We start from the raw sequence: 25,942 nt of genomic DNA, 5'->3' as shown, positions 1-25,942 counted from the left end.
CATGTATGATAAGCCCCCTTAACTCAGGCATAAAAAAACACCTCACTGGTTACCCAACGAGGTGTTTATCAAAGCGGTTGTAGTGGCTAGCGCCTAAGCACTATCACCTAAGACTACAGCCTATTTTTTATACTTAAGCGTACCGTCGGCTTTGATCTCATCGAACCACAAGTTGTGGTGCTGAGTCGCCCAGTTTTCATCACAGTAACCCGACACCATACACTCCATGCCACCTTCAGACATCACGGTTGCCATGAAGATATGCACGATTGAGAACGCGGTGATGATGATGGCGCTAACTGAGTGCAATACCAAAGCAATTAAGCTCAGGGTACGGCTAGGCTCGAACAAGTTCGGGAACAGCAACAACATGCCAGACGCTGAGATGATTAGGCCAAATAGCGCGAACGCCCAGAACCACATCTTCTCACCGGCGTTAGCAAAGCCCGCATCAGGGTGTTTGCCTTTGAATGGACCGAAGTTGATGTAACCACCCACCACCATGAACCATTTAACGTCATACATCTTAGGTAGCTGGTTTTTAGCCCATAAGCTGACCATGAGCGCCCAGCCCAACATAAAGGGGATGACCATCACGTCGTGCACTTGCTTTGCACCATACACCAGTGCCGCCCAGAAGCCTTCACCCAAATAAGGTTGGAAGAAGAAACGTCCGGCCAACAGGGTTAATCCGGTGAGGATCAACAGTAAGCAAGGAATGGCGCCAAGCCAGTGGATCGATACATCAAACTTCGACCAGCGATACACCATTTTACCCGAGAAGCCATGATGCAACTTAGAGATACCATTCACTTTAATAAACAGTATAAAGATGACAATCATGCCAAACAGCGCAGCCATTAGCGCTGGTGCTAGCCAGTCACTGCGTAGCTCGAGTACGCGTAAATCATAGGTGTTAATGGGTTGATTATGGAATTGACCATCTGAAGTGGTTTCACCGGTGACGCCTGCTTGTAGCTGCGACCAGATCTGCCCTTCTGTTGCCTGAGCGTGCGCCGCGGCATCATCATGGGCAAACGACAATGCACTAAACATTGTCCCCACAACAAGGGCTAACACTAGGCTAATTTGTTTGAACCAATTGTTCATATTACATCCTTATCGTCCACACCGGCCCTAGGGCACGGTGTGGATTATAGTGGCGTTATGCAAGCTGAGGATTAACCCCAAATTGCATTTTTTGAACCACGGTATGCAACACGCTCGCGGAAGATGTTTGAGATAACCTCAGCATCACCTGCCAGTAGCGACTTAGTCGCACACAGTTCAGCACACATAGGCAGCTTGCCTTCTGCAATACGGTTTGCACCGTACTTCTGACGTTCTGCATCTGAATGATTCTCTTCAGGACCACCGGCACAGAAAGTACATTTGTCCATTTTACCGCGGCTACCAAATGCCCCCTGTTTAGGGAACTGAGGCGCGCCAAATGGGCAAGCAAATAGGCAATAGCCACAACCGATACAGGTATCTTTGTTGTGTAGCGTTAGGCCATCTTCTGTCTTGTAGAAACAGTTTGCAGGGCAAACCGCTTGGCAAGGTGCATCTGTACAATGCATACACGCCACAGAGATAGACGCTTCGCCTCGAACACCGTCATTGATGGTGACAACGCGACGACGCTGAATACCCCACTCTAGAGCAGAGTCGTTTTCGTTTTTACATGCAGTGACACAGCCGTTACATTCGATGCAGCGCTTGGTATCACATAAAAATTTCATTGTAGCCATATTGGCAATTCTCCCGGTACTTAGGCTTTAGTGATCTGACAAAGCGAAGCTTTAGTCTCTTGCATCTGCGTCACAGGGTCATAACCGTAAGTTAATGCCGTGTTCGCTGACTCACCAATCACATAAGGCACTGTACCTTCTGGATAGTTGTTCTCGAGGCTTTCGCCATGCATCACACCCGCAAAGTGGTAAGGCATCCAAGTCACACCAGGTTTAACCCGTGGGGTTACCATCGCCTGAATCTTAATGCGGCCACCTTCAGCACCCTCTAGCCATACAGTGTCACCGTTACGGATACCACGGTCAGCGGCATCGGCAGGGTTAATTTCAACAAACATCTCTTGTTGAAGCTCTGCTAGCCATGGGTTAGAGCGTGACTCTTCACCACCACCTTCGTACTCAACCAGACGACCTGAGGTCAATCCTAATGGGTACTTGACTGAACTGTCTTTCTCTTGGATTGACTTGTACAGCGTAGGTAGACGATGCACTTGCATATCGTCATAAGTTGGGTACTTAGACACAAGATCACGACGTGGCGTGTACAGAGGCTCACGGTGCACAGGTACTTGATCAGGGAAGGTCCATACGATACAACGCGCTTTAGCGTTACCAAATGGAATACAACCATGCTTCATAGCCACGCGCTGGATACCACCTGAAAGGTCAGTCTTCCAGTTTTTACCTTCGGCAGAGACTTTCTCTTCTGCTGTAAGGTCGTCCCACCAGCCAAGTTGCTTGAGCATATCTGCGCTGAACTCTGGATAACCGTCTTGGATCTCAGCACCCTTAGAGAAGCTGCCTTCGGCCAATAGGTTCTTACCTTTGTATTCAACACCGTAGCGCGCACGGAAGTTACCGCCGCCCTCAAGCACATGTTTGTGTGTGTTGTATAGGATTTGCGTACCTGGGTGTTTCTGCTCTGGCGTACCCCAACATGGCCAAGGTAGACCGTAAGTTTCGCCTTTTGCTGGGCCACCTACCGCTTCAAGAGTTTTATTGCTAAACGTACCCCAGTTTTGGGTGTGTAGCTTCAAACGCTCAGGGCTTTGACCAGACATACCGATAGTCCACATACCGCGGTTAATTTCGCGAGTAACATCTTCAATCACCAGTACGTCATTAGCATCTTTGGCGATGCGCTTAGTGTACTCATCTGCGAAACCAAGCTTTTGTGATAGACGATACATGATCTCAAGGTCAGTCTTAGACTCGAATAACGGCTCGATGACCTTTTCGCGCCACTGCTGGCTACGACCGGAGTTAGACACTGAACCTTCAGTTTCAAACTGAGTCGCTGCTGGTAATAGATAAACACCATTCTTACGACGGTGCATCACACCCGCCATAGTTGGGAATGGGTCGACTACTACTACAGTGTCCATCTTATCTAGGGCGTCACGCACTTCGCTTTGACGAGTTTCGGTGTTAACCGATTGACCCCAGAAGAACGCCATACGCACACGATCTTTCTGTGCTAGCTTCTCAGGCGTTTCTAATACACCATCGTGCCAACGAGAACATGGAATACCAGGCGTATTCATTGGGATACGACCAAGGTATTCATTTTGGTCGAAACGACCTTTAACCCACTCGTAATCCAGTTCCCATACATTTGACCAATGCTTCCAAGAACCAGTCTTAAGACCGTAGTAACCAGGTAGCGTATCGAACAGTAGACCTAAGTCAGTCGCACCCTGTACGTTATCGTGGCCACGGAAAATGTTAGTCCCACCACCAGACACGCCCATGTTGCCTAAGGCGAGCTGCAAGATACAGTAAGCACGCGTGTTCGCGTTACCCACGTGATGCTGAGTACCACCCATACACCAAACTACGGTACCAGGACGGTTATCGGCCATTAATTTAGCCGCTTGGTATACATCTTCTTCACTCACACCCGTGATATTAGTCACTTCTTTAGGTGGGAATTTCTTCACCTCTTCACGGATAGTCTCCATTTCGAACACACGCTGCTCGATAAAGGTTTTATCTTCCCAACCGTTTTCGAAGATATGCCAAAGCATACCGTAGATGAATGGAATATCGGTACCTGGTCGCAGTGCACAATGCAGATCTGAATGCGCTGCAGTGCGAGAGAAACGTGGATCGACAACAATCACTTTCGCGTTATTCTTCTCTTTAGCGATAAGGATATGCTGCATCGCGACCGGATGTGCTTCAGCTGGGTTAGACCCAATAAAGAAGATCGCATTGGCGTTCTGGATATCGTTGAACGAGTTAGTTTGCGCACCATAGCCCCAAGTGTTTGCAACACCGGCTACCGTGGTAGAGTGACAAATACGCGCCGAGTGGTCGACGTTGTTGGTGCCCCACATTGCCGCGAATTTACGGTACATGTAGCAGCCTTCGTTAGAAAACTTAGCGCTACCCATAAAGTAAAGTGAATCTGGACCCGACTCTTTGCGGATGTCCAGCATCTTGTCGCCCACTTCGTTAAAAGCCTGCTCCCACGACAATTTTTTCCACTTACCATCAACCAATTTCATTGGGTACTTAAGACGCTTCTCACCGTGACCATGTTCACGCAGTGCAGCACCTTTAGCACAATGGCCGCCAGAGTTAAATGGATGGTCGAATGCAGGCTCTTGTCCTGTCCAAACGCCATTTTGTACTTCAGCATAAAGACCACAACCAACCGCACAGGCACTACATACGGTGCGTTTGATTTCGATAGGTGCATCATGAGGAATATCTTTGGCTTCGGCGCGACGCATCATGCCAGTACCAAGAAGAGATGCTGCTGCGATACCACCGGTGGTGATACCTGCGTGCTTCATAAATTGACGACGACTGATCCCTAGTGTTGACTTAGCAACGGTAGGCGCCTCATTTGATTTGCGAGTTAACTTCATCGCTTTTGTTCTCCTAATTAGCTACGCAAGCTGTTGTAGTAGCTGCGGATATGCGCAGTTTCATGGTAGCTGTCGGTGTGTTTTACACTTGGCTTAGTTTCCGCTGCATGGGCAACACTGACACCGCTTGCGGCAATGGCCACACCGGCCGTACCACCAATGGAGAGTGCTTTCAGCAATGATCTACGATTGAGATCGGGCTGTTGCTTTTTCATTTTTGCTCCTAGTATTAGGACGATTCAAATAGTTGGGATGCTTCATTCAAATCAAGCGATAAAACACACGTTAAACAAATGTTGCGCCTAGGTGCTGATTTGGTAAATTTTATATTTATTAAAAACATCCGATTAATTGCCCCTGCAATATAGGTGGATTTGATGCATAAAATATTGATCTAAACGGGGTAAGAACTACGCAAAAATAGAGTAAATAGCCAAAGTGTTAAGCCAATCATGTATATTCAAATATCCAGATCAGCGGTTCGTCATAAAGGCGTGATACACCCAAACACAGATGTAAATTAGATGTTGCATACCGAATTGAGCGTAATAGATATTGGTATACGCCATCAACGCCACACTTCACCGTTAACCGATAAATGGCTGGTCTTTTAGAAAATGGGGGCCGACATGGTTGCCACGTTTTGATAGCAATAACGAACTCATCCGCAGACAATATTCGGCAACACCTTTGGCCAATTTGACTTGAAAGCGAGCCAAAAAAAAGCACCTCATTGGATTACCAACGAGGTGCTTTTTATAAGTGAAGTTTAGGTAATAAACTTACTTTTTATACTGCAAGGTGCCGTTTTCTTTGATCTCATCGAACCAAAGATTATGGTGTTGAATCGCCCAGTTTTCATCACAGTAACCCGACTTCATCGACTCCATACCGCCTTCACTCAATACCGTCGCCATCCATATATGTACTATGGTAAAGGCAATCAAGATAATAGCGCTGATACCGTGAATAAGTAGGGCTGCCATTGACGCTTCACGTGGCAGATCTAAGCCAGGTAGAACCAACATGATACCGGACACACTGATAAATAGACCAAAGAAGGCCAGTGTCCAGAACCACATTTTTTCACCCGCGTTAGCAAAACCACTGTCAGGGTGCTTACCTTTAAATGGACCGAAGTTGATGTAACCACCCACCACGAGGAACCATTTAAGGTCATACATCTTAAATGTCTGCATTGGCATCCATTTAATGACACATAACGCCCAAGCGATAATGAACAAAGGACCGGCATAATCATGGATAGTCTTACTACCATAGATTAATGCAGCCCAAATATCGGCTCCGACATAAGGTTGCAAGGCATACTTACCTAGCATGATATTTAAACCAGTAAAGATCAGTGCTAAGCAAGATATCGCCATCGCCCAGTGCAGCCACAAGTCGGCTTTTGTCCAGCGCAATAGCATTTTGCCGGAAAAACCATGGCTTAATTTAGATGCACCATTTACCAAGTAAAACAGTAAAAACGCACCAAAAACACCGACGACCGCTATGGCCATAACTGGCGTGAGGTATTTATTTCGGACCTCTTTACCTTCATTACCGGCAACGTTAATCAGCACCCCAGTTTCAACACCTTTAGCTGTGGTATAACCCGAATCACCGGCTTTTACCGCTCGCCATAGGTCAGCATCACTGGTCTTTGCGTTAGCCTGTTGCTGGCTCGATTGCTGATCACTCGCGTGAGCAGGTATAGAGAGCATCGTCGCCCCCATACCCAATCCCGTGATGAGCACTAACAGAGCAAACAGACTACGCAGTGATTTGTTTAACAGTTTGTTTAACATTGTCACTCCTTTCTTAAGGGTTAGTACTGACGCACTAACCCTTGCTCTGCTTAGTTGAACTCAGCCGTTTGAGGGTTGTAACCCCAAATCACATTAGGATTACCTCGCGCAGCCATGCGCTCACGGTAAATGTTCGATACCACTTCAGCATCACCAGCGAGCAGTGCTTTAGTTGAACAAAGCTCTGCACACATCGGCAACTTACCTTCAGCGATACGGTTAGCACCGTACTTCTGACGCTCGGCTTCAGAGAAGGTCTCTTCTGGGTCACCGGCACAGAAAGTACACTTATCCATTTTACCGCGGCTACCAAAAGCCCCCTTCTTAGGGAACTGTGGCGCGCCGAAAGGACAGGCATAGAAACAGTAACCACAACCAATACAGGTATCTTTGTTATGCAATACAATGCCGTCTTCGGTACGATAGAAACAATCAGCTGGGCAAACTGCCATACAAGGGGCGTCGGTACAGTGCATACATGCCACTGAGATCGATGCTTCGCCTGGCTGACCATCGTTAATCGTCACGACGCGGCGACGTTGAATTCCCCACTCGAGTGCGGAATCGTTTTCGTTCTTACATGCTGTGACGCAACCGTTACACTCGATGCAGCGTTTGGTGTCACATAAAAATTTCATGACTGCCATAATGGCTATCTCCTCATCAAGTTCAGTTAGGCTTTAGTGATCTGACACAAGCTAGACTTAGTCTCTTGCATCTGGGTCACAACGTCATAGCCGTAGGTCAATACCGTATTGGCTGATTCGCCAATAATGTAAGGGATTGTGCCCTCTGGGTAATTCTTCTCGAGACTTTCGCCCTCAAAGATACCTGCGAAGTGATATGGCATAAAACATTCACCATTAATCACCCGAGGTGTCACCATAGCCTGAACTTTAATTTTGGCGCCTTCTGGACTGTGAACCCATACTTCGTCACCATCACGAAGGCCACGATCTGCCGCATCACCCGGGCTGATTTCGATGAACATCTCTTGTTGCAGTTCAGCTAGCCATGGGTTTGAACGGGTCTCTTCACCACCACCTTCATACTCAACCAAGCGGCCCGAGGTTAATGCCAATGGGAAATCTTTGGCAAAATCTTGATCCTGAATAGTTTTATATAGAGTAGGTAGTCGCGCAACCATACGGTCATCATAAGTAGGATACTTAGCAACCAAGTCACGACGAGGGGTGTAAAGCGGCTCACGATGTACTGGGATATCGTCAGGGAAGTTCCACACGATACAACGCGCTTTAGCGTTACCGTAAGGGATACAACCATGCTTAATCGCCACACGCTGAATACCACCAGAAATATCAGTCTTCCAGTTTTTACCTTCGGCAGCGGCTTTCTCTTCAGCGGTGAGATCATCCCACCAGCCAAGTTGCTTAAGCATCTTGTCGGTAAATTCAGGGTAACCATCTTTGATTTCAGAGCCTTTAGAGAAAGAGCCTTCAGCCAAGATGTTGTTACCTTCGTGTTCAACCCCGTAACGGGCACGGAAGTTACCGCCACCGTCTTTTACTTCACGGCCGGTACGATACAGAATTTGCGTACCAGGGTGTTTCATCTCTGGCGTCCCCCAACATGGCCAAGGTAGACCATAGGTTTCACCCTTAGCAGGGCCACCTGGCGCTTCAAGCGATTTAATATCGAAGGTGCCCCAGTTTTCTTGGTGCATCTTCAAACGCTCAGGGCTTTGACCTGTGTAACCGATGGTCCACATACCTTTGTTATATTCGCGGACGATATCTTCGATCAGCGGCTCATCGCCATTGACTTGGATATGCTTACACAACTCTTGCTCTATGCCCCACTTCTTCGCCAGCTTGTACATGATCACATGATCAGGCTTAGACTCAAATAGTGGTTCAATGACCTGAGTACGCCACTGGAGTGAACGGTTAGACGCTGATACAGAGCCGTAGGTTTCAAACTGAGTCGATGCAGGCAGCAGATACACACCATCTTTACGCGTGTGCATAACACCAGCCATGGTTGGGAATGGATCCACAACAACCACGGTATCCATCTTGTTCAATGCTTCACGCACTTCACGACCACGGGTTTCGGTGTTAACAGACTGACCCCAGAAGAATGACATACGAATGTTATCTTTCTGCGCAATCTTAGATTTATCTTCAAGTACACCATCATGCCAACGCGAACATGGGATACCGGTTGATGTCATTGGGTCTTGACCCAAGTACTGGTTTTGGTCGAAGCGAGCTTTCACCCATTCATAATCCAAATCCCATACGTTACACCAGTGTTTCCATGACCCAGTCTTCAAGCCGTAGTAGCCTGGCAAGGTATCAAACAGTAGACCAAAGTCCGTTGCACCCTGTACGTTATCGTGACCACGGAAGATGTTAGTACCACCACCAGACACACCCATGTTACCTAGGGCTAGCTGCAGGATACAGTAGGCACGGGTATTGGCATTACCGATATGGTGCTGAGTACCACCCATACACCAAACGATAGTGCCAGGCTTAGTGGTTGCCAACAACTTAGCAACGCGATACATCTGTGCTTCGGGTACGCCGACAACGTTTTCCACTTCTGCAGGGGTCCACTTAGCGGCCGCTTCGCGAATACGCTCCATACCGTAAACGCGCTGGTCGATAAAGGTTTGATCTTCCCACTTGTTTTCAAAAATATGCCACAACAGACCATAGATATAGGGAATATCGGTACCAGGGCGGATATGCACGAACTCGTCAGCTTTTGCTGCCGTTCGGGTGAAACGTGGGTCGACAACGATAATTTTCGCGCCGCGCTCTTTACCTTCCAGGATATGCTGCATTGAAACAGGATGTGCTTCTGATGGGTTAGACCCGATGAACATCATCGCTTTTGCATTACGAATATCGTTGAAAGAGTTGGTTTGCGCACCATAGCCCCAAGTGTTAGCAACACCGGCTACAGTGGTAGAGTGACAAATACGTGCTGAATGGTCGACGTTGTTAGTGCCCCACATCGCGGCGAATTTACGGTATAAATACGCTTGCTCGTTAGAGAACTTAGCACTACCCATGAAGAATACTGAATCTGGACCCGATTCTTTACGGATATCCAGCGCCTTTTGGCCGACTTCTTCAATGGCTTGATCCCATGAGATACGCTTCCACTTACCGCCTTCAAGCTTCATTGGGTATTTTAAGCGTTTCTCACCATGACCATGTTCACGCAGCGCTGCACCTTTAGCACAGTGACCACCAGCATTGAATGGATGATCGAATGCAGGCTCTTGCCCAGTCCACACCCCATTTTGTACTTCGGCGTAAATACCACAACCCACTGAACAGTGAGAACAGATAGTCCGTTTGACTTCCGTTGGGGCATCATGAGGCACTTCTTTTGCTTCAGCTTTACGCATCATACCTGCGCCAAGCATTGAAGCCGCTGCAATACCACCAGTAGCAAGACCTGCTGTCTGGAGGAATTGGCGACGATTTAGACCTAGGGCTGGCTTTTTAGTAGCGTCAGCTTGGTCTGTTTTGCGTGTTAATCGCATCACACACTCTCCTAATGTTATTGAATTACTGCGTAATTACGCTTTGATTCACTACCTAAGTAGTGATTTACTTAGTACGTAACGACGCGTAATAACTACGAATATGATCCGTCTCCTGATAGCCATCACCACGAGCAGACTCTTTAGCCTGTGCTGGTGTAGCTGCCGCAGCCTGACCACTGACGGTAGCAACAGCACCGGCAGCACTCCCTATGGCTAAGGCTTTTAACAGTTGACGACGACCCATATCGGAAGCTTGCTTCTTCATAGTGTCTCCTTTATTAACTCAAAGTGAGTCGCGTTGCCGATATGTGAAACTCACTGGCGCAGCGACCCGATGGTAATTGAGGGCGAGCCCTCAGATTTCACTATGCCTGCAGCAGATGACACAGGCATAACAAGTTGCCACCCTATGAAACGAGTTCATTGCTGGTGGGTTGGATCTTTTCCGCTTCGCTGCCAGGGCAGTTCACCGGAATGTTTAAACTCAATTGTTCAAATTCATTGGCTTCAATAGCAAAGAAAGATTTAGCCAACTGAGCCACTGTGGCATAAAACGCCGCACTAGGGGTGCGAGCCAAGTGATCACAGAAGCGGTCGATCCAGCTACCGATATGACGTTGGTAAAACGCTAATTGACGATAGCCTGGTGCCTCTAAAATTAGGGTACCCATCACTTCACACAGAGCAGCCACATGATCTTCAGGCTCTTTCACCTCATCGGTACGCTCAAACCCGAGTTGAGCCAAGTCTTGACGCAGCAAGGCCAACGGCTTATCCATCAAAGAGCCGGTCATAAACCAACTGCCATAAGGCAAGATTTCACCACTGCCTACACCCAAGAAGATATTAAAATACTCCTCTTCAAGTTGGTCGGTAGTAAACTGACCTGCGGCAAGTTTTAATGCCAACCAGGCCTTAGTCATGTCGCTATCATCTTCGTTGGCATCTATCTCAAGGCTGGCAAGAAACTGCAGCAATTCAGCGCTTGGCTGACAACGTAATAGTGCGGCTAACAGCTGATAGATATCGGCTCTTAATTGATCGTTTTCTGATACTTCTCTTACTAATTCGGTCATAGCTACACTCTTATCGCAGTTGCTTTTCAGGATCTTGAAGAATATCTTCAAACATATCTTTTACCCGGCAGTCGCTACACATCTTCAAGCGTTCTGTGTTGGCACTGAAGGCGCTATGGCCTCCGACTACATCCATCATCCGTTGCACCATGGATTGGGTCGCGAAAGGGGTGCCGCAACGAATGCAATCAAACGGGGCTTCCTCTTTCAAGGTTTGGCGCTGCTGACGTGCAGCCGCATCAAAATTCATCTGTGCTGTCAGGCTAATCGCATTCTCAGGACAGGCCGACTCACATAAACCACACTGCACACAGTCTTGCTCAACAAAATGCAATGCTGGCATATCGCCACCATCGGTTAACGCTTGGGTCGGACAGGTCGACACGCACGATAGACACAAGGTGCAGCTGTCGGTGTTAACACTGACTTTGCCGAACGGGATATTGCCCTTACTCAAGGTGCTTTCGATTGAGGCCGCTTGGCTATTGAGATGATCGATTGCCGCATACAGGGTGGCGCGCTTAGTGGTTGGACTAAATTCACCAGGCACAATCACAGGCCAACTTGCACTCACTTCAATTAATGCGGCGAGCTCATCAAGTTGATTTTGGTTGATAACGCTAACGCGTTGCGGTTGTCCCATCTCATCGAATATGTCATTGGCCAACTGTTGTTCGCCATTTAGCATCTGTGTTAGGGTCGGCGCCGTAGCGTCGGTATTCAGCACTATGATTTGACGTGCGCCCCAAGCCAGCGAGGACATCCAGTGATCCATGCTGGCAACGGTGATCTCTTCTAGCTCAACAGGAATCACTGCCCCCGGCAGTTCCTCGTTAATTAAGCTGGCACCATTAGCCGCGTCATGAAACAAAATGACCGGGGCTGTTTGCGCCTGCGCACGAAAACGACTCACAAGCTTATGTAGATATGAATGCAGTGCTTGTGGCGTAGGTAAATCGTAACTGATTGCACCTGTTGGACAGGCATTGGTGCAACTGCCGGCGCCATGACAAAGATAAGGATCGATCTCAATCTTCTTGTTCACACTAGCAATAGCATCGGCAGGACAGAAATTAAGGCAGCGATTACAGCCATCGATACCATTACGGTTATGGGCACAGATCTCGCTGTTGACTTTGACATACCGCGGCTTATCAAACTCACCAATTAAGTCGGGTAACTGGGCGATGGCATCGGCCAATTTGGCTTCATCTTGGCCTACATAGAAATAGCCTGGTGGCAGCATCTCTAGACTAATGCATGGCGAGTGACTGAGGTCGAGGATAAGGTCGAAATGAGCTTTACGAATAGCGACTAAACTGAGCTCGGCAGCACCGTTTTCATGTTCAACTTTAACCTGAAACTGCCCCAAAAACCCTTTAATTTCAATTAACTTATTGTAGTAACTTTCAACGCCTTCCGCCGCGGCCATCACCTTTTCAAGGTGGTCTTCATCTTGGCTGGTAATGGACTCGTTAGCGAGAATGGCCCGTAGGCCCATGTTTGACAATTTGTCTGCCGCGAGGCGCGCTAAATCCTCTGGGCCAATGATAAGTACATTGCCCTCGGTGGTGTAGCTTACTGTGGGTGGGATCAGATTTTGAAGAATTTGCGTCTGTCCCAACACTTGCTGACGAACCTGTTTGAGGTCGGTCAGATTTTCGTTACCGTTTAAATGCATACTCACATTGCGTTCCTGAACAGTTTTGGCTGCTGCCGTCAGCGAGGTGGCTGTCTACTCTATTGGCATGCGCTTTACTTGCGCCAGCTTCACCTCAATATCAACAAGAAACTAACTCGTTGTAAATGTGCCTTATTGCAGCAATTCACGTACCAAAATTATGGATTTAAAAGCACTCTAAACTGACCTCAAGCAACGGGCGGTTTAGGTGCAGCTAGTGATTCTGGTTCATTTTGGGACAAATCAGCTGATTCATCGTCCAAAATGTCCGCTGGGCCTGTGCCGGATAAATTAACCTCCTGCTCGGCGGTAGAAGCTGTCATCTCCTCAGCTTCACTTAACTCGTTAGGCACCTCTTGCTCCTCATCTTTGTTGAGGTGGCGGAAAACTTTCTTGGCGAGCTCCGCCGAGACCTCGGCTGAAAGCTTAGGTTGATTGGTATAATCGAGCGCGTATTCGAGCAAACCATCTATCTCACTGTAGTGTGGTTGCTTCCACAAGGCACGTAACGCGGCAGCCTTGGCATTAGGATCGACGTTATCGGCCATAAAACTGGCAAAGCTCCCCCCTACCTCAATAGACTCAGGATCAGGAAGATCTTCAGCCATCAAGGTTTTATTAGCCTCGCTTGGTTCTGCATTGACTGCATCGGCATGTTCGGTCGGCTGTGTGGTTGGCTCAGGAGCTTGCTGGGCAAGTTGCTCGGCTTCCTCTTCTTGCTGCACCTGCTGACGACGAAGGTTCCATCGTGCTAACAATCCACTCGGTTTTTCACTCATTAGGAAACCTGCCCTCGGTTGTGGTTAGTACTTGGCCCTTCATTTTTACGACGATTAACGTGCTTGCGTCGATGGGCACAAATTTCTACCTCTCCATGGCGGGTAATGAACGCTTCAATCCAGCATGCTACGGCATTGGGCATTAGCATGTTCAATACGGGGGTGTCGCCCTCAAGGCAACCTGCTGCGACATTTTGATCGGCTGAGATATAGGTCGGAATCCAAGTGCCATCTTCAAGTTCATCACAGACGATATACAACATGGCGTTATCCATATCCAAATTGATACGGTAGCTGCCACGCTCATCCTTGTGCAGCTCTAAAGCCACCAATCGAGCGCCCTCTGGTGCAGGTTGCGTGGCTGGAACAACTTGATCTAATTCCCAAGATTCGGCGGTCCAGCGCCCCATTTGTTTTTCCACCTTTTTCAGCGAAACATACATGGGCCATTGACTTTCGGTACGTTGCATTCCAACTCCGTTGATTAGAGGGCTTGGCCATTGTTTGTAAAGCGATTACAAAGCCAAGCCATGGGTTGCGATATACTTACGAATGAAGCAATAAGTGTGCCAGTGCAATTAGCAAATAAGTTTGAGCTAGATCATCAATTCCATGCCCAGGGTAGGACAATTTGTCCTAACTGACATTTTAGACGGGACATAAAAGGGCGTTTTAAGTCTGAGTATTTAACTCGATCACGCATTGCAACATAAAATCATAGTCTCGGAATGATTATTGCTATGCTGCAGGCAGCCAATTGCGAATAGATGATCTTTATGACTAAGAGTAAACAACTCACTTTTTTAAAAACCCAAGCCGATGTGCCGTTGACCATTGCAGTAAAGGCAACCAACGAGCAAGGTGAAATCGTCGATAAATTTATTGCCTGTGAACGTCCCCTCACGGTTTACCTGAATTGGCGTCCAATTGTGACGCTAATGACACTTGGAGCCCGACCGGAGGCTTTAGCACTGGGGTATCTTAAAAACCAAGGCTTTATTTCTGATGTAAAACAACTCGAGTCAGTCATCGTCGATTGGGATGTTAATTCTGCCGCCGTACTCACCCAAGAGACGACCGAGCATCTTGATGAAAAGCTGGCAGAAAAGACCGTCACCACGGGCTGTGGTCAAGGTACAGTGTATGGCGGTTTTATGGATGGGCTAGACGATATAAAACTGCCCACTCCCCAGCTTAAACAAAGCATGCTTTATAGCTTGTTAAACAATATTAGTGCCTACAATGAAACCTACAAAAATGCGGGTGCCGTACATGGTTGTGGCCTTTGTCAGGGCGACCAAATAACCGGTTTTATCGAAGATGTGGGCCGCCATAATGCCGTCGACACTTTAGCCGGTGAAATGTGGCTCAAGCAAGAGTTAGGCGGCGATAAACTGTTTTATACCACTGGGCGACTCACCTCTGAAATGGTGATAAAAGTCGCTAAGATGGGCATACCGGTACTGCTGTCCCGCAGTGGCGCAACCCAGATGGGGCTTGAACTAGCACAAAAGTTAGGCATCACTATGATTGCCCGTGCCAAGGGACGCCATTTTCTGGTTTACAATGGCGCCGAGAACATTGAATTTGATGCCACACCACCTAAACGCAACATCAACTAACCAATAGAGATTTAAAGGAATATTGATGACCGAGCCAAGTGAACTCATCTACATGAGTGCAAAACAGGTGGCTGAATACTTAGACCTTAATGAAAAAAAGGTCTATGCAATGGCAAACGATAGAATATTACCTGCGACTAAAGTCACTGGGAAGTGGCTATTCCCCAAAATACTCATCGACCGCTGGGTTATGGACTCGTGCCACAGCGGTATGCTGTCCGATAGAATGCACATCACCGGCAGTGACGATCCGCTGCTATCCATGTTGGTGGCTCGCCTAATGTCGCGTATCGGTAAGAGTGATTTAGTCAGTTACAGTGCCACAGGCTCACGCATGGGGCTGGATCTGCTGTCGCGCGGCTATGCCGATGTATGCACCCTACACTGGGGCAATATCGAAGAGCGTAATATTCGCCACCCCGCCCTGCTCAAGGGCTACCCTAACCACCAGCAATGGGTCATGGTTCACGGTTATACCCGCCAGCAAGGCTTAATGATGCGCGCCGAAATGCACCATAGATGCCAAGAAGAGGACAGGCTAGTTAGCTTGCCTTGGCGCTGGGTGGGCCGCCAATCGGGGGCCGGTAGCCAACAGCATTTAGAGCACTGGCTGATGAAACAAGGGGCGAGTATCGAACAGCTAAATACTGCCGTGACCGCCTATAGTGAACGGGAGTTGGCAGGATTTATTGCCCGTAACGAGGCCGACATCGGCTTTGGCTGCCAATCGGTCGCATTGGAAAGCGGCTTAAGCTTTGTGCCGCTAATCACTGAGTCATTCGACTTTGTTATGCCGCAAGGCATCTACTTTCGCCGCCAGCTACAAGCGTTATTCGATATGCTCAGCAGTACCCAGACCCGACAACTGGCCACACAATTAGGCGGATATGACCTGAGCCAGTGCGGACAAATGCTCTGGACCGCGTCATAATTAAGCCACATCATGTTTTATATTCTTTAACGAAATTTAGATGTGATAGGGTACACGCCGCATAACCCATGCACGAGACCAAAGGAGATATCGTGGAAGCTGAGTTAAACGAGATCCAAAACTTCTTAGTAAAATATCCGCCTTTTGACTTGTTACCTGAAGAAGTTATCGAACGCATTAGCCGGCATGTAGAGATATCTTATTATCGTAAAGATACGCCTATCATTCATCTTGGTGATCATATCAATGATCTTTACATAATTCGTAGCGGCGAGGTCGAAGTATACCGCAGAAAAGGAGAGCTCTATAACAGGCTCGATACTGGTGATCTTTTTGGCCAAATGGGATTACTTACCAACAATAAAATTCGCTTTCCGGTTAAAGCTATTGAAGACACATTGGTCTACTGTCTTCCTGAAAACATTTTTCAAGAACTTTACGAGCAATATGATGTCTTTGCCGATTTTGTCGAAGTTGAAGATAACGCACGTTTACGTCAGGCGGTATCAAATTCTACTAATCAAAATGATCTCACCTCACCTAAAGTACGGACCTTATTAACTCGCGAGCCCCCCTATATAAACAAGACAGAAAGTATACAAAATGCAGCTATATTGATGGCTAAAGACAATGTTTCCTCTCTGTTAGTAATAGATCCTGATGTACTAGAAAATGATGAAGATGATACATCACCATTAATGGGCATCATCACAGATAGAGACCTATGTACCCGTGTATTAGCCGAAGGCATAAATCCAAGCCATGAAGTCGGTTCTGTTGTAAGCACAGATGTCATCAGTCTAGATCACAACGCCTATGTCCACGAAGTGATGCTAACTATGCTTCGTTACAACGTTCACCATCTACCTATTTTGAAGGGGCGCCAACCTATAGGCATCATTGAAGCCACTGATATCGTGCGCTACGAATCACAAAACTCACTACTGCTAGTAAGTAGTATCTTTCAGCAACTATCGGTTGACGAGCTAGTGATGCTATCAAAGCAAGTTAAAGACAGCTTCGAGCGTATGGTTAATGAAGACGCTAATTCTCATATGATTGGTAGCGCTATGTCAGTGATAGGGCGTAGCTTCAAACAACGCATACTGGAACTCGCCGAGGAAAAATTTGGCCCACCACCTATCCCTTATTGTTTTCTAGCATTGGGCTCAATGGGGAGAGATGAGCAACTTATCGTTACAGATCAAGATAACGCTATTATCTTGGATGAGAGTTATGATAAGGAAAAACACAATGATTACTTTGCAAACTTGGCTAAATTTGTCTGTGATGGACTCGATAAATGTGGTTACAGTTATTGCACGGGTGACATTATGGCAACCAATCCCACATGGCGTATGACACGCAAGGAATGGGAAGAGTGCTTTGCTGATTGGATAGATAACCCCAACCCCAAAGCTTTACTTAACGCCTCTATTTTCTTTGATCTTGATGGTGTATATGGCAGGCTTAAATGGGCTGAACAGCTCAATGGTTTTATCGTCCGCCGAGCTAGAAAAAACAATCGCTTCTTAGCGTGTTTAGCAAGGAATGCTCTCAATCGTAAACCTCCATTGGGATTCTTCAAAGACTTTGTCATGGAAAAAGATGGTCGTCATAATAATTCCATTAACCTCAAGCGTCGTGGCACTGCACCTCTTGTAGATCTCATTCGTGTACATGCGCTATCTGTAGGTTCTAGGGCACGAAACTCGTTCGAACGACTCGATGATATTATTGACGCCGCTATACTTCCAAAAGGGCGCGGTCAAGACCTACGCGATGCCATGGAGTTTATATCCATGGTGCGTATCCGTCACCAAGCCTTTGATGTAAAACTTGGAATAGATCCTGATAACAACATAGAGCCCGAAAACTTATCTGACTTTGAACGACGGAACCTCAAAGATGCATTTCAAATCTTAAGTAACGGACAGAATTTTCTCAAGTTCCGCTATCAAGCCAATAATCAATTCAAGTGAGTGCACTATGCTAAAAAAATGGCTTTCGCATCCAACTATCGACTGGCCGGGAAAATTCAAGCAAAAACTAAAAACGCTAAAAGAGGGTAGCTTACGCGATTATTATGCCACATCGCTTCCCGATGGAAATAACCCCATCGGCAAAATAGAGTTCCTCTCCATGGACTTTGAAACAACAGGTCTAAATGCAGATAAAGACGACATCATCAGCATAGGAACAGTGCCTTTTAACTTAGATCGTATCTTGCTCAATCGCGCAAAATCTTGGACGGTGAGGCCAAGAGAAAAGTTAGCCGAAGATTCTGTCATCATCCACGGTATTACCCATACCGACATCTTAGATGCACCGGACCTATCGGTTATATTCGAGCAGGTATTAAATGAGATGGCAGGTAAAATAATAGTGGTTCATTGCCAACAAATAGAACGACTATTTTTAGAGCGGGCCTTAATGACCCGAATCAACAATGGCATCGAATTTCCCGTGGTGGACACCATGGAACTGGAATCGAGAATCCAACATAAACTTCGCGCTAGAATATGGAACAGGCTCAAAGGCGGCAAATCTCTTTCAAGAAGGCTTGGATCCTGTCGGCAACGGTATGGATTACCTCCTTACTCGCCTCACCATGCCTTAACCGATGCGATTGCTACGGCTGAGCTTCTTCAAGCACAAATTGCACATCACTATGATCCACAATCACCTATCAAAGAATTCTGGCAATAGAGTCCACAAGAGATTAAGGCCTCCCTATAAAAAAGGAGGCCAGTAACCTAGCCTCACTATAATCTCATCAACTAAAAGCGTTCAGTACGCATCCCTTTAATCAGGCTGACACACATCAACAGCAATATAAATGTGAATGGCAAGGCAGTAGAGATCGCTGCGGCCTGTAAAGCCTCAATCGCTTGAGCTCCACCAATCCACAATAATGCAATCGCTATAGCGCCCTCTAATAGTGCCCAAAATATGCGTTGAGGTACCGGTGCATCCATCTTACCTCCGGCTGTAATACTATCGATCACTAATGACCCTGAGTCTGAAGAAGTAATAAAGAAGACCAAGACTAAGAGAACAGCAATAGCTGATAATAATGTACCAAACGGCAAAACATCAAACATCTGGAACATTGCTAAAGGCACTTCGGTAAGCCCCTGCGTACCAAGTTCACCTACTTTATTGACCACTTGATCGATTGCCATCCCGCCAAATACCGACATCCAGAGAAGCGTTACAAAGGTTGGAACCAACAATACTGCGGTGATAAATTCACGCACGGTGCGTCCTCTAGACACTCGCGCAATAAACATACCTACAAATGGTGACCAAGATATCCACCAAGCCCAGTAAAATACAGTCCAACCTTGGAACCAGGCTTCATCGGTACGGCCATGAGGGTTACTTAAAGGGATAATGTTCTCAACATAGGACATCAGCGTAGTATATACCGATCCAAAGCTAACGTAATAACCTATCACCGCAACAAAAATAAGTAGTATAAGAGCCACTATCATATTGATATTACTGATAACCTTTACACCACCATCGATGCCTCGCATAACAGAAACGACCGCCAGTAAAGTTACGCCAATAATCACCCCAATCTGCAGACCTAACCCAGCCTCTATGCCAAATACATGATGAATACCACTCGCTGCCTGCTGCGCCCCTAACCCCAGAGAAGTTGCCAGACCAAATAAGGTTGCCAACACTGCCAATATGTCGACAATATGCCCCGCCCATCCCCAGGCTCGGTCACCTAAAATTGGGTAAAAAATAGAACGAATTGATAAAGGAAGTCCTTTATTGTAGGCGAAGAAAGCTAAAGATAAGGCCACAACGCCATAAATAGCCCAAGGATGCAACCCCCAATGGAACATAGTCGCACCTAGCGCGATTTTGGCAGCTTCAGGCGAATAAGCCTCTACACCTAAGGGAGTTTCATACCAACCAGTAAAATAAGCAACAGGCTCAGCAACACTCCAAAACATTAATCCTATTCCCATACCCGCAGCAAACAACATAGATAGCCAAGAGAAGAAAGAATAATCAGCTGTCGCCTCACGCCCACCTAACCGTATTTTGCCATAGGGTGAAGCAATTAATCCCAAGCAAAACAAGACGAAAACATTGCCTGACCAAATAAATAACCAATCAAATAAACCAATAATTTTCCATTTGATACCATCCAATGCCGCCTTCGATGTTTCGGCATCTGTGACTAAGGTTGCGATTAGAAATGCAACAATAAGCCCCGCGCTAATACCAAATACAGGGTTATGTACATCAAACCCCCACTTCTGCACATTATCCTGACCAACCGTATAGTCGGTACTATCGATACTGTACTTATCAATACCTTTTGTCATCGATTATCCCCACTAAAAAAACCTAAAGAATAACTATTGAAAAATCATTCCAGATTGCCAAAAATGATTTCAACTCATAGTAATATAGTAAATATTATTTTCTCCTATTGTATTCTTCTATATGGCCACGTCCAATAAAATGCCAATTTTTACTAACTTTAACGACCTTTAGGCGGTTAAATAGGCTTTATCCCAAGAATAAACAGTTATTGAAACCCACCACCATGATTAGAGCACTAACTAAAAAGTTGCTATTCATCTGTATCTGAACTCAATAATCGGTACCCATCAAATATGGTTTATTCACATTGAGTATTCGATATGGACGGGCAACAGGATAAACGAATCACTCCCTATGATGATCAATCAACTGAATGCTGATGATGCTTAAAAATGAAAGAGTACCTAGTAAAAAGTTAACAAGAAGCTCAATTAAACGACGAAAAATAGCTCTCATTAAAATAGGGAAAGTAAGAAACACAAGATTTATTAAGCAAAGCTTGATAAAAAAATGACTTCACACCAACATCTATATTCCTATCTGTTTTACTTTAACAACTGATCTAACGATTCACGACCAACGTACTGCCTGCAAATGATGAGGAAATGTCATGACCATTACCAACGCCAAAATTAGCCATGCCAAAATCAAGATCACCAATTTGAGGTTACGCACCTTTATCGGTTTTAATCCCGATGAACGTGAGAAACAGCAAGATGTGGTGATCAATATTGAGATCCACTACCCAGCCGCACTTTCGGCTCCAGACAGATGATGTCAGTGACGCACTCAACTATAAAGTGATCACCAAAAAAGTGATCCAGCACGTTGAGGAAGGTCGCTTTTTATTACTGGAAAAATTAGTGTCCGACATACTCACCATTAGCTGTGAGCATCCATGGGTGCGTTACTGCCAAGTGACAGTAGACAAACCCCACGCCCTGCGATTTGCCGACTCAGTCTCATTATCGCTAGAAAGCCACTTAGATGACAGATAGTCATCATTAACCGTTTTATCGCGGAGTATTTGTTATGAATCCAGCTGCACAGCAAGTGAGACAAGCGTTAATCGCCCAAGGTTTAGAAACCCCATTGCGTGATAATCCCCTGTCTTCGCAACAGAAGTATGAGCGGATAAAAGGATTAATGACCGAAGTGGTCGACACTTTAGGGCTAGACCTCAATGATGACAGCCTGTGTGAAACCCCACATCGTATTGCCAAAATGTACGTCAATGAGATCTTTGCCGGTATCGATTACGACAACTTCCCCGCGATTGCTCAAATTGACAATAAAATGGGTGTTGACGAGATGGTCAAAGTCAGTGACATCAGCCTGACCAGCACCTGTGAACATCACTTTATTACCATAGATGGCACGGCAAAAGTGGCCTACATCCCTAAGTCATCGATCATAGGTTTGTCGAAAATCAATCGTATCGTACGCTTTTTTGCTCAACGGCCTCAGGTGCAAGAGCGGCTGACCCAACAAATATTGGTGGCACTGCAAACCTTACTCAATACCGATGATGTGGCGGTATCGATTTCAGCGACCCATTATTGCGTCAAATCACGCGGCATTATGGACAGTCAATCATCGACGCAAACCACCGCATTAGGTGGCTGCTTTAAGTCGAATCACCATACTAGAGCCGAATTTCTTGGCTAACTTACCTACAGGGATCTTATGCAACCCACCATTTTAATCACAGGCGTAGGCAAGCGCATTGGTTTGTACTTAGCACAGCACCTTCATCGACAAAGGCTATCAGGTTATCGGGACTTTTCGGCGCCACTACCCCAGCATCGACGCTTTAAGCGAGGCGGGTGCTGATCTGTATTGCTGTGACTTTACCCAAGCTGAAGAGGTGCAAACCTTCATTGATGCCATCATGGCTAAGTATCCACAACTTGATGCCATTGTTCACAACGCCTCTCTGTGGTTACCCGATGACAGCCCGCTGGCGCCAGAGCAAATAATGGCCACCATGATGCAGGTACATGTGACGGCACCGTATCAGATCAATCTAGGGTTAGCCCCGCTGCTGATCCAGGGTGACCGCCTAAGCGACATCATTCACCTCACCGATTATGTCGCCCAAAAAGGCAGCAAAAAACATATAGCCTATGCGGCCAGTAAGGCAGCTTTAGAAAATATGACGCTATCGTTTGCGACTAAGTTAGCTCCGCACGTTAAGGTCAATAGTATTGCGCCTGCGCTGATCTGTTTTAATGAACATGATGACGAGCAATATAAACAGCAAGCATTAGCTAAATCGCTACTGCAACGTGAAGCCGGTGAAGTTGAGGTGCTTAAGGCGATTGAATATCTTATGGCAAGCCACTACATTACCGGACGCTCATTGGCGCTCGATGGTGGCAGGCATTTAAAGTAATTAGCCATAAAAATCATTGGTATTTTAAGTGCTTGTGATTTGAAGTAATAGTAATTTGAAATAATGGAGAGTTAAAAGAATAGGCGCCGAAAAAACCTAATATTGCAACGCAAAACAGCTAGCCCACCATCTGGGCTAGCGTATCAGCTAACAGCGCTTATGCACCGCAGGTACTGCAGTTTTGCTGCTTGGTCAGTTTCATCTCGCGAAACTCCATCGTCATCGCATCTATCATCAAAATGCGGCCCACTAAAGGTTTGCCCATGTGAGCAATCACCTTAATGGCCTCTACCGCTTGCAGGCAACCAATCATGCCCACAACTGGAGCCAAGATGCCTGACTCGACGCAAGTCAGTTGCTGGTCGCCAAACAGCTGGCTAAAGCAATGATAACAAGGTGTATCCCCCTGATAGTCAAACACAGTGACAGTGCCTTCCATACGGATCGCGGCGGCCGAAACCAGTGGTACCTTATGGGTAAAGCAACTGCTATTTAACTGCTCACGCACCGTCATATTGTCAGTGCAGTCCATCACGATATCGTGCTGCATGACTAAGGCATCAAGCTCTGAGTCATCTAGCACGGCATTGATAGTGGTAATCGCCACATGAGGATTAAGCTGACTCAAGGTTTCTTGCGCCGAGGCCACCTTAGGTTGGCCGATATTATCCGCTTGATGCAGCACTTGGCGCTGCAGATTAGACAACTCAACAGTGTCAAAGTCTACTAAGGTCAATTGCCCTACACCCGCCACGGTAAGATATTGGCTTGCGGCGCAACCTAAGCCGCCAACCCCTATCACTAAGACCTTGGCTTGTTTCAGCTTCTCTTGCCCCTCAAAGTCCATCGCCTTAATGGAGATTTGGCGACTGTAACGTAAGATCTCTCTGTCCGACAGAATGTCGTCATTATCGAGTGTCGATGTCATCTCAGCTTACCTACTTAACAGAGCACAGAATTAAAGGGTTCAACCGTCACTAAGCTACCCGCAGGCGTGTCACCCTGCTCTCGCGCTAAAATAACAAAGCAGTTAGCCAAGCTCATCGAGGTCAACATACCCGAACCTTGCCCACCGGTAATGCTCACCTCAGCTTGGCCTTGTTCGTTGTGGCTCAAAATACCGCGTTGATATTCAACCCGACCAGCAAACTTACGCAGATCGCTGCTCAGTTTCGCCTGCAGTAATAACGGCTTAGCGCGTGGCAAGCCTTGCATCTTATTGATAAGCGGCCATACCAATTTATAGTAGGTCACCATAGATGACACCGGATTGCCTGGTAGACCACAAAATATCGCCTTACCCAGTCGCCCAAAAGCAAATGGCTTACCCGGTTTCATGGCTAGCTTCCAGAAGGTAATTTCACCCTCTTCTTCTAAAATTTGTTTGGTGTAATCGGCGTCGCCTACAGAGACACCACCCGAGGTGAGTAGCATATCCGCTTGGGCAGCTCCGGTACGAAATGCCTCACGAATCGCCTCAGGATCATCTGCAATCACCCCCAGATCGACCCACTCAACATTGGATCGAGTCAATAAACCTTGAATGCTGTAACGGTTAGAATCATAAATCTGCCCCGGCGCTAACTCGCTGCCAACCGGACGCAGTTCGTCACCCGTTGAGAAAAAGGCCACTTTGACACGACGCACAACGCGTACTTGGCTCGCTCCTATGGTGGCGAGCACGCCCATTTCGGCGGCGCCAATCTGGGTGCCAGCCCGTAAGACTTTATCGCCAGTGTTAAGCTCTTCGCCGCGATAACGCACATTGGCACCAACCGCATCAGGCGCTTCAATGGTAATGCTATCGCCGTTGGCACGGGCTTTTTCTTGCATCTGCACGGTATCGTAACCGGCTGGCAATGGTGCGCCAGTCATAATGCGCACGCAGGTATTGGGTTTGGCCTCGCCGTCAAACGGATGTCCTGCAAAAGAGTGACCGATCAGCGTCAGGGTGTCGTTGTTGCTTAAATCTTGCAATCGAAAAGCATAGCCATCCATTGCCGAGTTATTAAAGGGAGGCAAATCAATACTCGATGCCAGATCTTCAGCTAATACTCGGCCTAAGGCATGGGGAAGCTGCACCATTTCAGAGTCACTAAGAGGCATGACTTGATCGAGCAGTTTAACAATCGCTTCGTCTGGGTGCATAAGGCTAGGCTGAGAACATGGATCAAATTTCATGGGCATCGGTTACCTTAAAGATAAGTGTTTAAGCAAAGATTGATGCTCATTATGCCACGCTGATGAGAGAAGGCCATGATCTCCATGGCAGTTTTTGCCATAGTGCGAACAAATCAATCCTCAGCAAGCTAACTGAGCAGCTTGCGCAATTAACGACTTAATATAGCGCGAAACAAGACTGTCACCTACCGCCAATCGCAAGGCTTATGCCTACAATGCACCGCTTGTTAATGACTTAATCAAGGGGCCGTTAATCCGACAAATATTTGATAGGCTCAACACTGACGCAATGATAAATATTTGTATTTGAAACATTAAGTTAAGTAAATTTAGTTGCATTTAACCGCCTGCTTTTACACAATAGTCCAGCTTAATACAATGAACATAACAAGGATCTACTATGCTGGCACAAACGATGATTGATCAGTTGAACGCACAAATTAATGTGGAGTTCTTCTCCTCAAACCTCTACCTGCAAATGAGCGCTTGGTGCGAAGACAAGGGCTTTGAGGGTGCCGCTAAATTTATGCGTGCCCATGCTGACGAAGAGATGCAGCACATGCACCGCCTATTTACCTACGTTAGCGAAACGGGCGGCATGCCACTGATTGGCGCCATTGAAGCACCGCAAGCTGAGTTTGATTCATTACTGGCCCTATTTGAACACACCTACGCCCATGAGCAGATGATAACCAGTAAAATCAATGCACTTGCTCATGCTGCATTCACTAATCAAGACTATTCTACTTTTAACTTCCTGCAGTGGTATGTCTCTGAGCAACATGAAGAAGAGAAGTTGTTTAAATCGATCGTCGATAAGATTCGCCTGATTGGCGAAGATGGTAAGGCGTTATTTTTTGTCGATAAGGATTTGGCGCAAATGGCCATTGAAGAGTCGGCGAGCGTGATGACCTCGGGTCAATAAACCGCTAACAGATCGCTAGTGTCTATTTGAAATAG

The 25,942-nt window shown here is 46.7% G+C and carries 21 protein-coding genes and 2 pseudogenes; 8 read left to right on the top strand and 15 right to left on the bottom strand.

Annotation, left to right across the window (positions count from 1 at the left end):
* Positions 1 to 120 precede the first annotated feature (120 nt).
* The 12 genes from AC5YBZ_RS00290 to AC5YBZ_RS00235 all read right to left on the bottom strand — a co-directional run bounded on the left by AC5YBZ_RS00290 (position 121) and on the right by AC5YBZ_RS00235 (position 13,970).
* Positions 121 to 1,110 (bottom strand): formate dehydrogenase subunit gamma, encoded by a 990-nt coding sequence (locus AC5YBZ_RS00290; protein ID WP_494543294.1) that lies wholly within the window; start codon positions 1,108 to 1,110, stop codon positions 121 to 123.
* A gap of 71 nt (positions 1,111 to 1,181) precedes the next feature.
* Positions 1,182 to 1,751 (bottom strand): formate dehydrogenase FDH3 subunit beta, encoded by a 570-nt coding sequence (fdh3B, locus tag AC5YBZ_RS00285; protein ID WP_475515450.1) that lies wholly within the window; start codon positions 1,749 to 1,751, stop codon positions 1,182 to 1,184.
* Between the two features lie 20 nt (positions 1,752 to 1,771).
* Complete coding sequence (locus tag AC5YBZ_RS00280; protein ID WP_494520395.1) at positions 1,772 to 4,627, bottom strand: molybdopterin-dependent oxidoreductase; 2,856 nt, start codon at positions 4,625 to 4,627, stop codon at positions 1,772 to 1,774.
* A gap of 17 nt (positions 4,628 to 4,644) precedes the next feature.
* Positions 4,645 to 4,842, bottom strand: coding sequence for a twin-arginine translocation signal domain-containing protein (locus AC5YBZ_RS00275; protein WP_110458741.1), 198 nt, complete (start codon positions 4,840 to 4,842; stop codon positions 4,645 to 4,647).
* Positions 4,843 to 5,409: 567 nt separating this feature from the next.
* A complete protein-coding gene (locus AC5YBZ_RS00270) occupies positions 5,410 to 6,438 on the bottom strand; it encodes a formate dehydrogenase subunit gamma (protein ID WP_494543293.1) in 1,029 nt (342 codons plus the stop codon).
* A gap of 50 nt (positions 6,439 to 6,488) precedes the next feature.
* The gene (fdh3B, locus tag AC5YBZ_RS00265) at positions 6,489 to 7,085 is read right to left on the bottom strand and encodes a formate dehydrogenase FDH3 subunit beta (RefSeq protein WP_494543292.1); all 597 of its coding nucleotides are present in this window, start codon (positions 7,083 to 7,085) and stop codon (positions 6,489 to 6,491) included.
* Positions 7,086 to 7,111: 26 nt separating this feature from the next.
* Positions 7,112 to 9,961, bottom strand: coding sequence for a formate dehydrogenase subunit alpha (locus tag AC5YBZ_RS00260; RefSeq protein ID WP_475516890.1), 2,850 nt, complete (start codon positions 9,959 to 9,961; stop codon positions 7,112 to 7,114).
* A 67-nt stretch (positions 9,962 to 10,028) separates the two neighbouring features.
* On the bottom strand, positions 10,029 to 10,229 hold the full coding sequence (locus AC5YBZ_RS00255; RefSeq protein ID WP_475515446.1) for a twin-arginine translocation signal domain-containing protein: 201 nt from the start codon (positions 10,227 to 10,229) through the stop codon (positions 10,029 to 10,031).
* A gap of 142 nt (positions 10,230 to 10,371) precedes the next feature.
* The gene (locus AC5YBZ_RS00250) at positions 10,372 to 11,040 is read right to left on the bottom strand and encodes a TorD/DmsD family molecular chaperone (protein ID WP_475515445.1); all 669 of its coding nucleotides are present in this window, start codon (positions 11,038 to 11,040) and stop codon (positions 10,372 to 10,374) included.
* 10 nt (positions 11,041 to 11,050) lie between these two features.
* Positions 11,051 to 12,721 (bottom strand): 4Fe-4S binding protein, encoded by a 1,671-nt coding sequence (locus AC5YBZ_RS00245; RefSeq protein WP_494543695.1) that lies wholly within the window; start codon positions 12,719 to 12,721, stop codon positions 11,051 to 11,053.
* Between the two features lie 188 nt (positions 12,722 to 12,909).
* Entirely contained in the window at positions 12,910 to 13,500 is a 591-nt protein-coding gene (locus tag AC5YBZ_RS00240) for a DUF3306 domain-containing protein (RefSeq protein WP_475515444.1), read from the bottom strand.
* Positions 13,500 to 13,970 carry a DUF3305 domain-containing protein gene (locus tag AC5YBZ_RS00235; RefSeq protein ID WP_475515443.1) on the bottom strand — a complete coding sequence of 157 codons (471 nt, stop codon included), beginning with the start codon at positions 13,968 to 13,970 and terminating at the stop codon, positions 13,500 to 13,502. Before AC5YBZ_RS00235 ends, AC5YBZ_RS00240 begins: the two co-directional genes overlap by 1 nt.
* 306 nt (positions 13,971 to 14,276) lie before the next feature.
* Between AC5YBZ_RS00235 and AC5YBZ_RS00230 the strand changes: the two genes are divergently transcribed.
* The 4 genes from AC5YBZ_RS00230 to AC5YBZ_RS00215 all read left to right on the top strand — a co-directional run bounded on the left by AC5YBZ_RS00230 (position 14,277) and on the right by AC5YBZ_RS00215 (position 18,762).
* On the top strand, positions 14,277 to 15,122 hold the full coding sequence (locus AC5YBZ_RS00230; protein WP_475515442.1) for a formate dehydrogenase accessory sulfurtransferase FdhD: 846 nt from the start codon (positions 14,277 to 14,279) through the stop codon (positions 15,120 to 15,122).
* Positions 15,123 to 15,147: 25 nt separating this feature from the next.
* A complete protein-coding gene (locus tag AC5YBZ_RS00225; RefSeq protein WP_494543291.1) occupies positions 15,148 to 16,053 on the top strand; it encodes a substrate-binding domain-containing protein in 906 nt (301 codons plus the stop codon).
* Between the two features lie 92 nt (positions 16,054 to 16,145).
* Positions 16,146 to 18,035, top strand: a complete 1,890-nt coding sequence (locus AC5YBZ_RS00220; protein WP_494524205.1) for a DUF294 nucleotidyltransferase-like domain-containing protein — start codon at positions 16,146 to 16,148, stop codon at positions 18,033 to 18,035.
* Between the two features lie 7 nt (positions 18,036 to 18,042).
* A complete protein-coding gene (locus AC5YBZ_RS00215) occupies positions 18,043 to 18,762 on the top strand; it encodes a 3'-5' exonuclease (RefSeq protein ID WP_494520397.1) in 720 nt (239 codons plus the stop codon).
* A 71-nt stretch (positions 18,763 to 18,833) separates the two neighbouring features.
* Here AC5YBZ_RS00215 and AC5YBZ_RS00210 read toward each other — a convergent pair whose 3' ends face one another.
* A complete protein-coding gene (locus tag AC5YBZ_RS00210) occupies positions 18,834 to 20,405 on the bottom strand; it encodes a BCCT family transporter (RefSeq protein WP_494520398.1) in 1,572 nt (523 codons plus the stop codon).
* 632 nt (positions 20,406 to 21,037) lie between these two features.
* Here AC5YBZ_RS00210 and folX point away from each other — a divergent pair.
* From folX to folM, 3 genes and pseudogenes are all read left to right on the top strand, one after another.
* Positions 21,038 to 21,404, top strand: a pseudogene (gene folX, locus AC5YBZ_RS00205) (dihydroneopterin triphosphate 2'-epimerase).
* Positions 21,405 to 21,438: 34 nt separating this feature from the next.
* Positions 21,439 to 22,074, top strand: coding sequence for a GTP cyclohydrolase I FolE (gene folE, locus AC5YBZ_RS00200; protein ID WP_494520399.1), 636 nt, complete (start codon positions 21,439 to 21,441; stop codon positions 22,072 to 22,074).
* 18 nt (positions 22,075 to 22,092) lie between these two features.
* Positions 22,093 to 22,801 (top strand): annotated as a pseudogene (gene folM, locus AC5YBZ_RS00195) (dihydromonapterin reductase).
* Between the two features lie 157 nt (positions 22,802 to 22,958).
* Here the strand turns inward: folM and moeB are convergent.
* Both moeB and moeA read right to left on the bottom strand, forming a co-directional pair.
* Complete coding sequence (gene moeB, locus AC5YBZ_RS00190; RefSeq protein ID WP_494520401.1) at positions 22,959 to 23,729, bottom strand: molybdopterin-synthase adenylyltransferase MoeB; 771 nt, start codon at positions 23,727 to 23,729, stop codon at positions 22,959 to 22,961.
* Between the two features lie 14 nt (positions 23,730 to 23,743).
* Positions 23,744 to 24,988, bottom strand: coding sequence for a molybdopterin molybdotransferase MoeA (moeA, locus tag AC5YBZ_RS00185; protein ID WP_494520402.1), 1,245 nt, complete (start codon positions 24,986 to 24,988; stop codon positions 23,744 to 23,746).
* Between the two features lie 394 nt (positions 24,989 to 25,382).
* Between moeA and ftnA the strand changes: the two genes are divergently transcribed.
* Positions 25,383 to 25,907: a non-heme ferritin gene (gene ftnA, locus AC5YBZ_RS00180; RefSeq protein WP_494520403.1), complete on the top strand. Its 525-nt coding sequence runs from the start codon at positions 25,383 to 25,385 to the stop codon at positions 25,905 to 25,907.
* The last annotated feature ends 35 nt before the right edge of the window (positions 25,908 to 25,942 follow it).

This window comes from Shewanella sp. 553, from assembly GCF_059338375.1.
The sequence above is the reverse complement of the archived record's forward strand: the minus strand, read 5'-3'. Positions and strand labels throughout refer to the sequence as shown.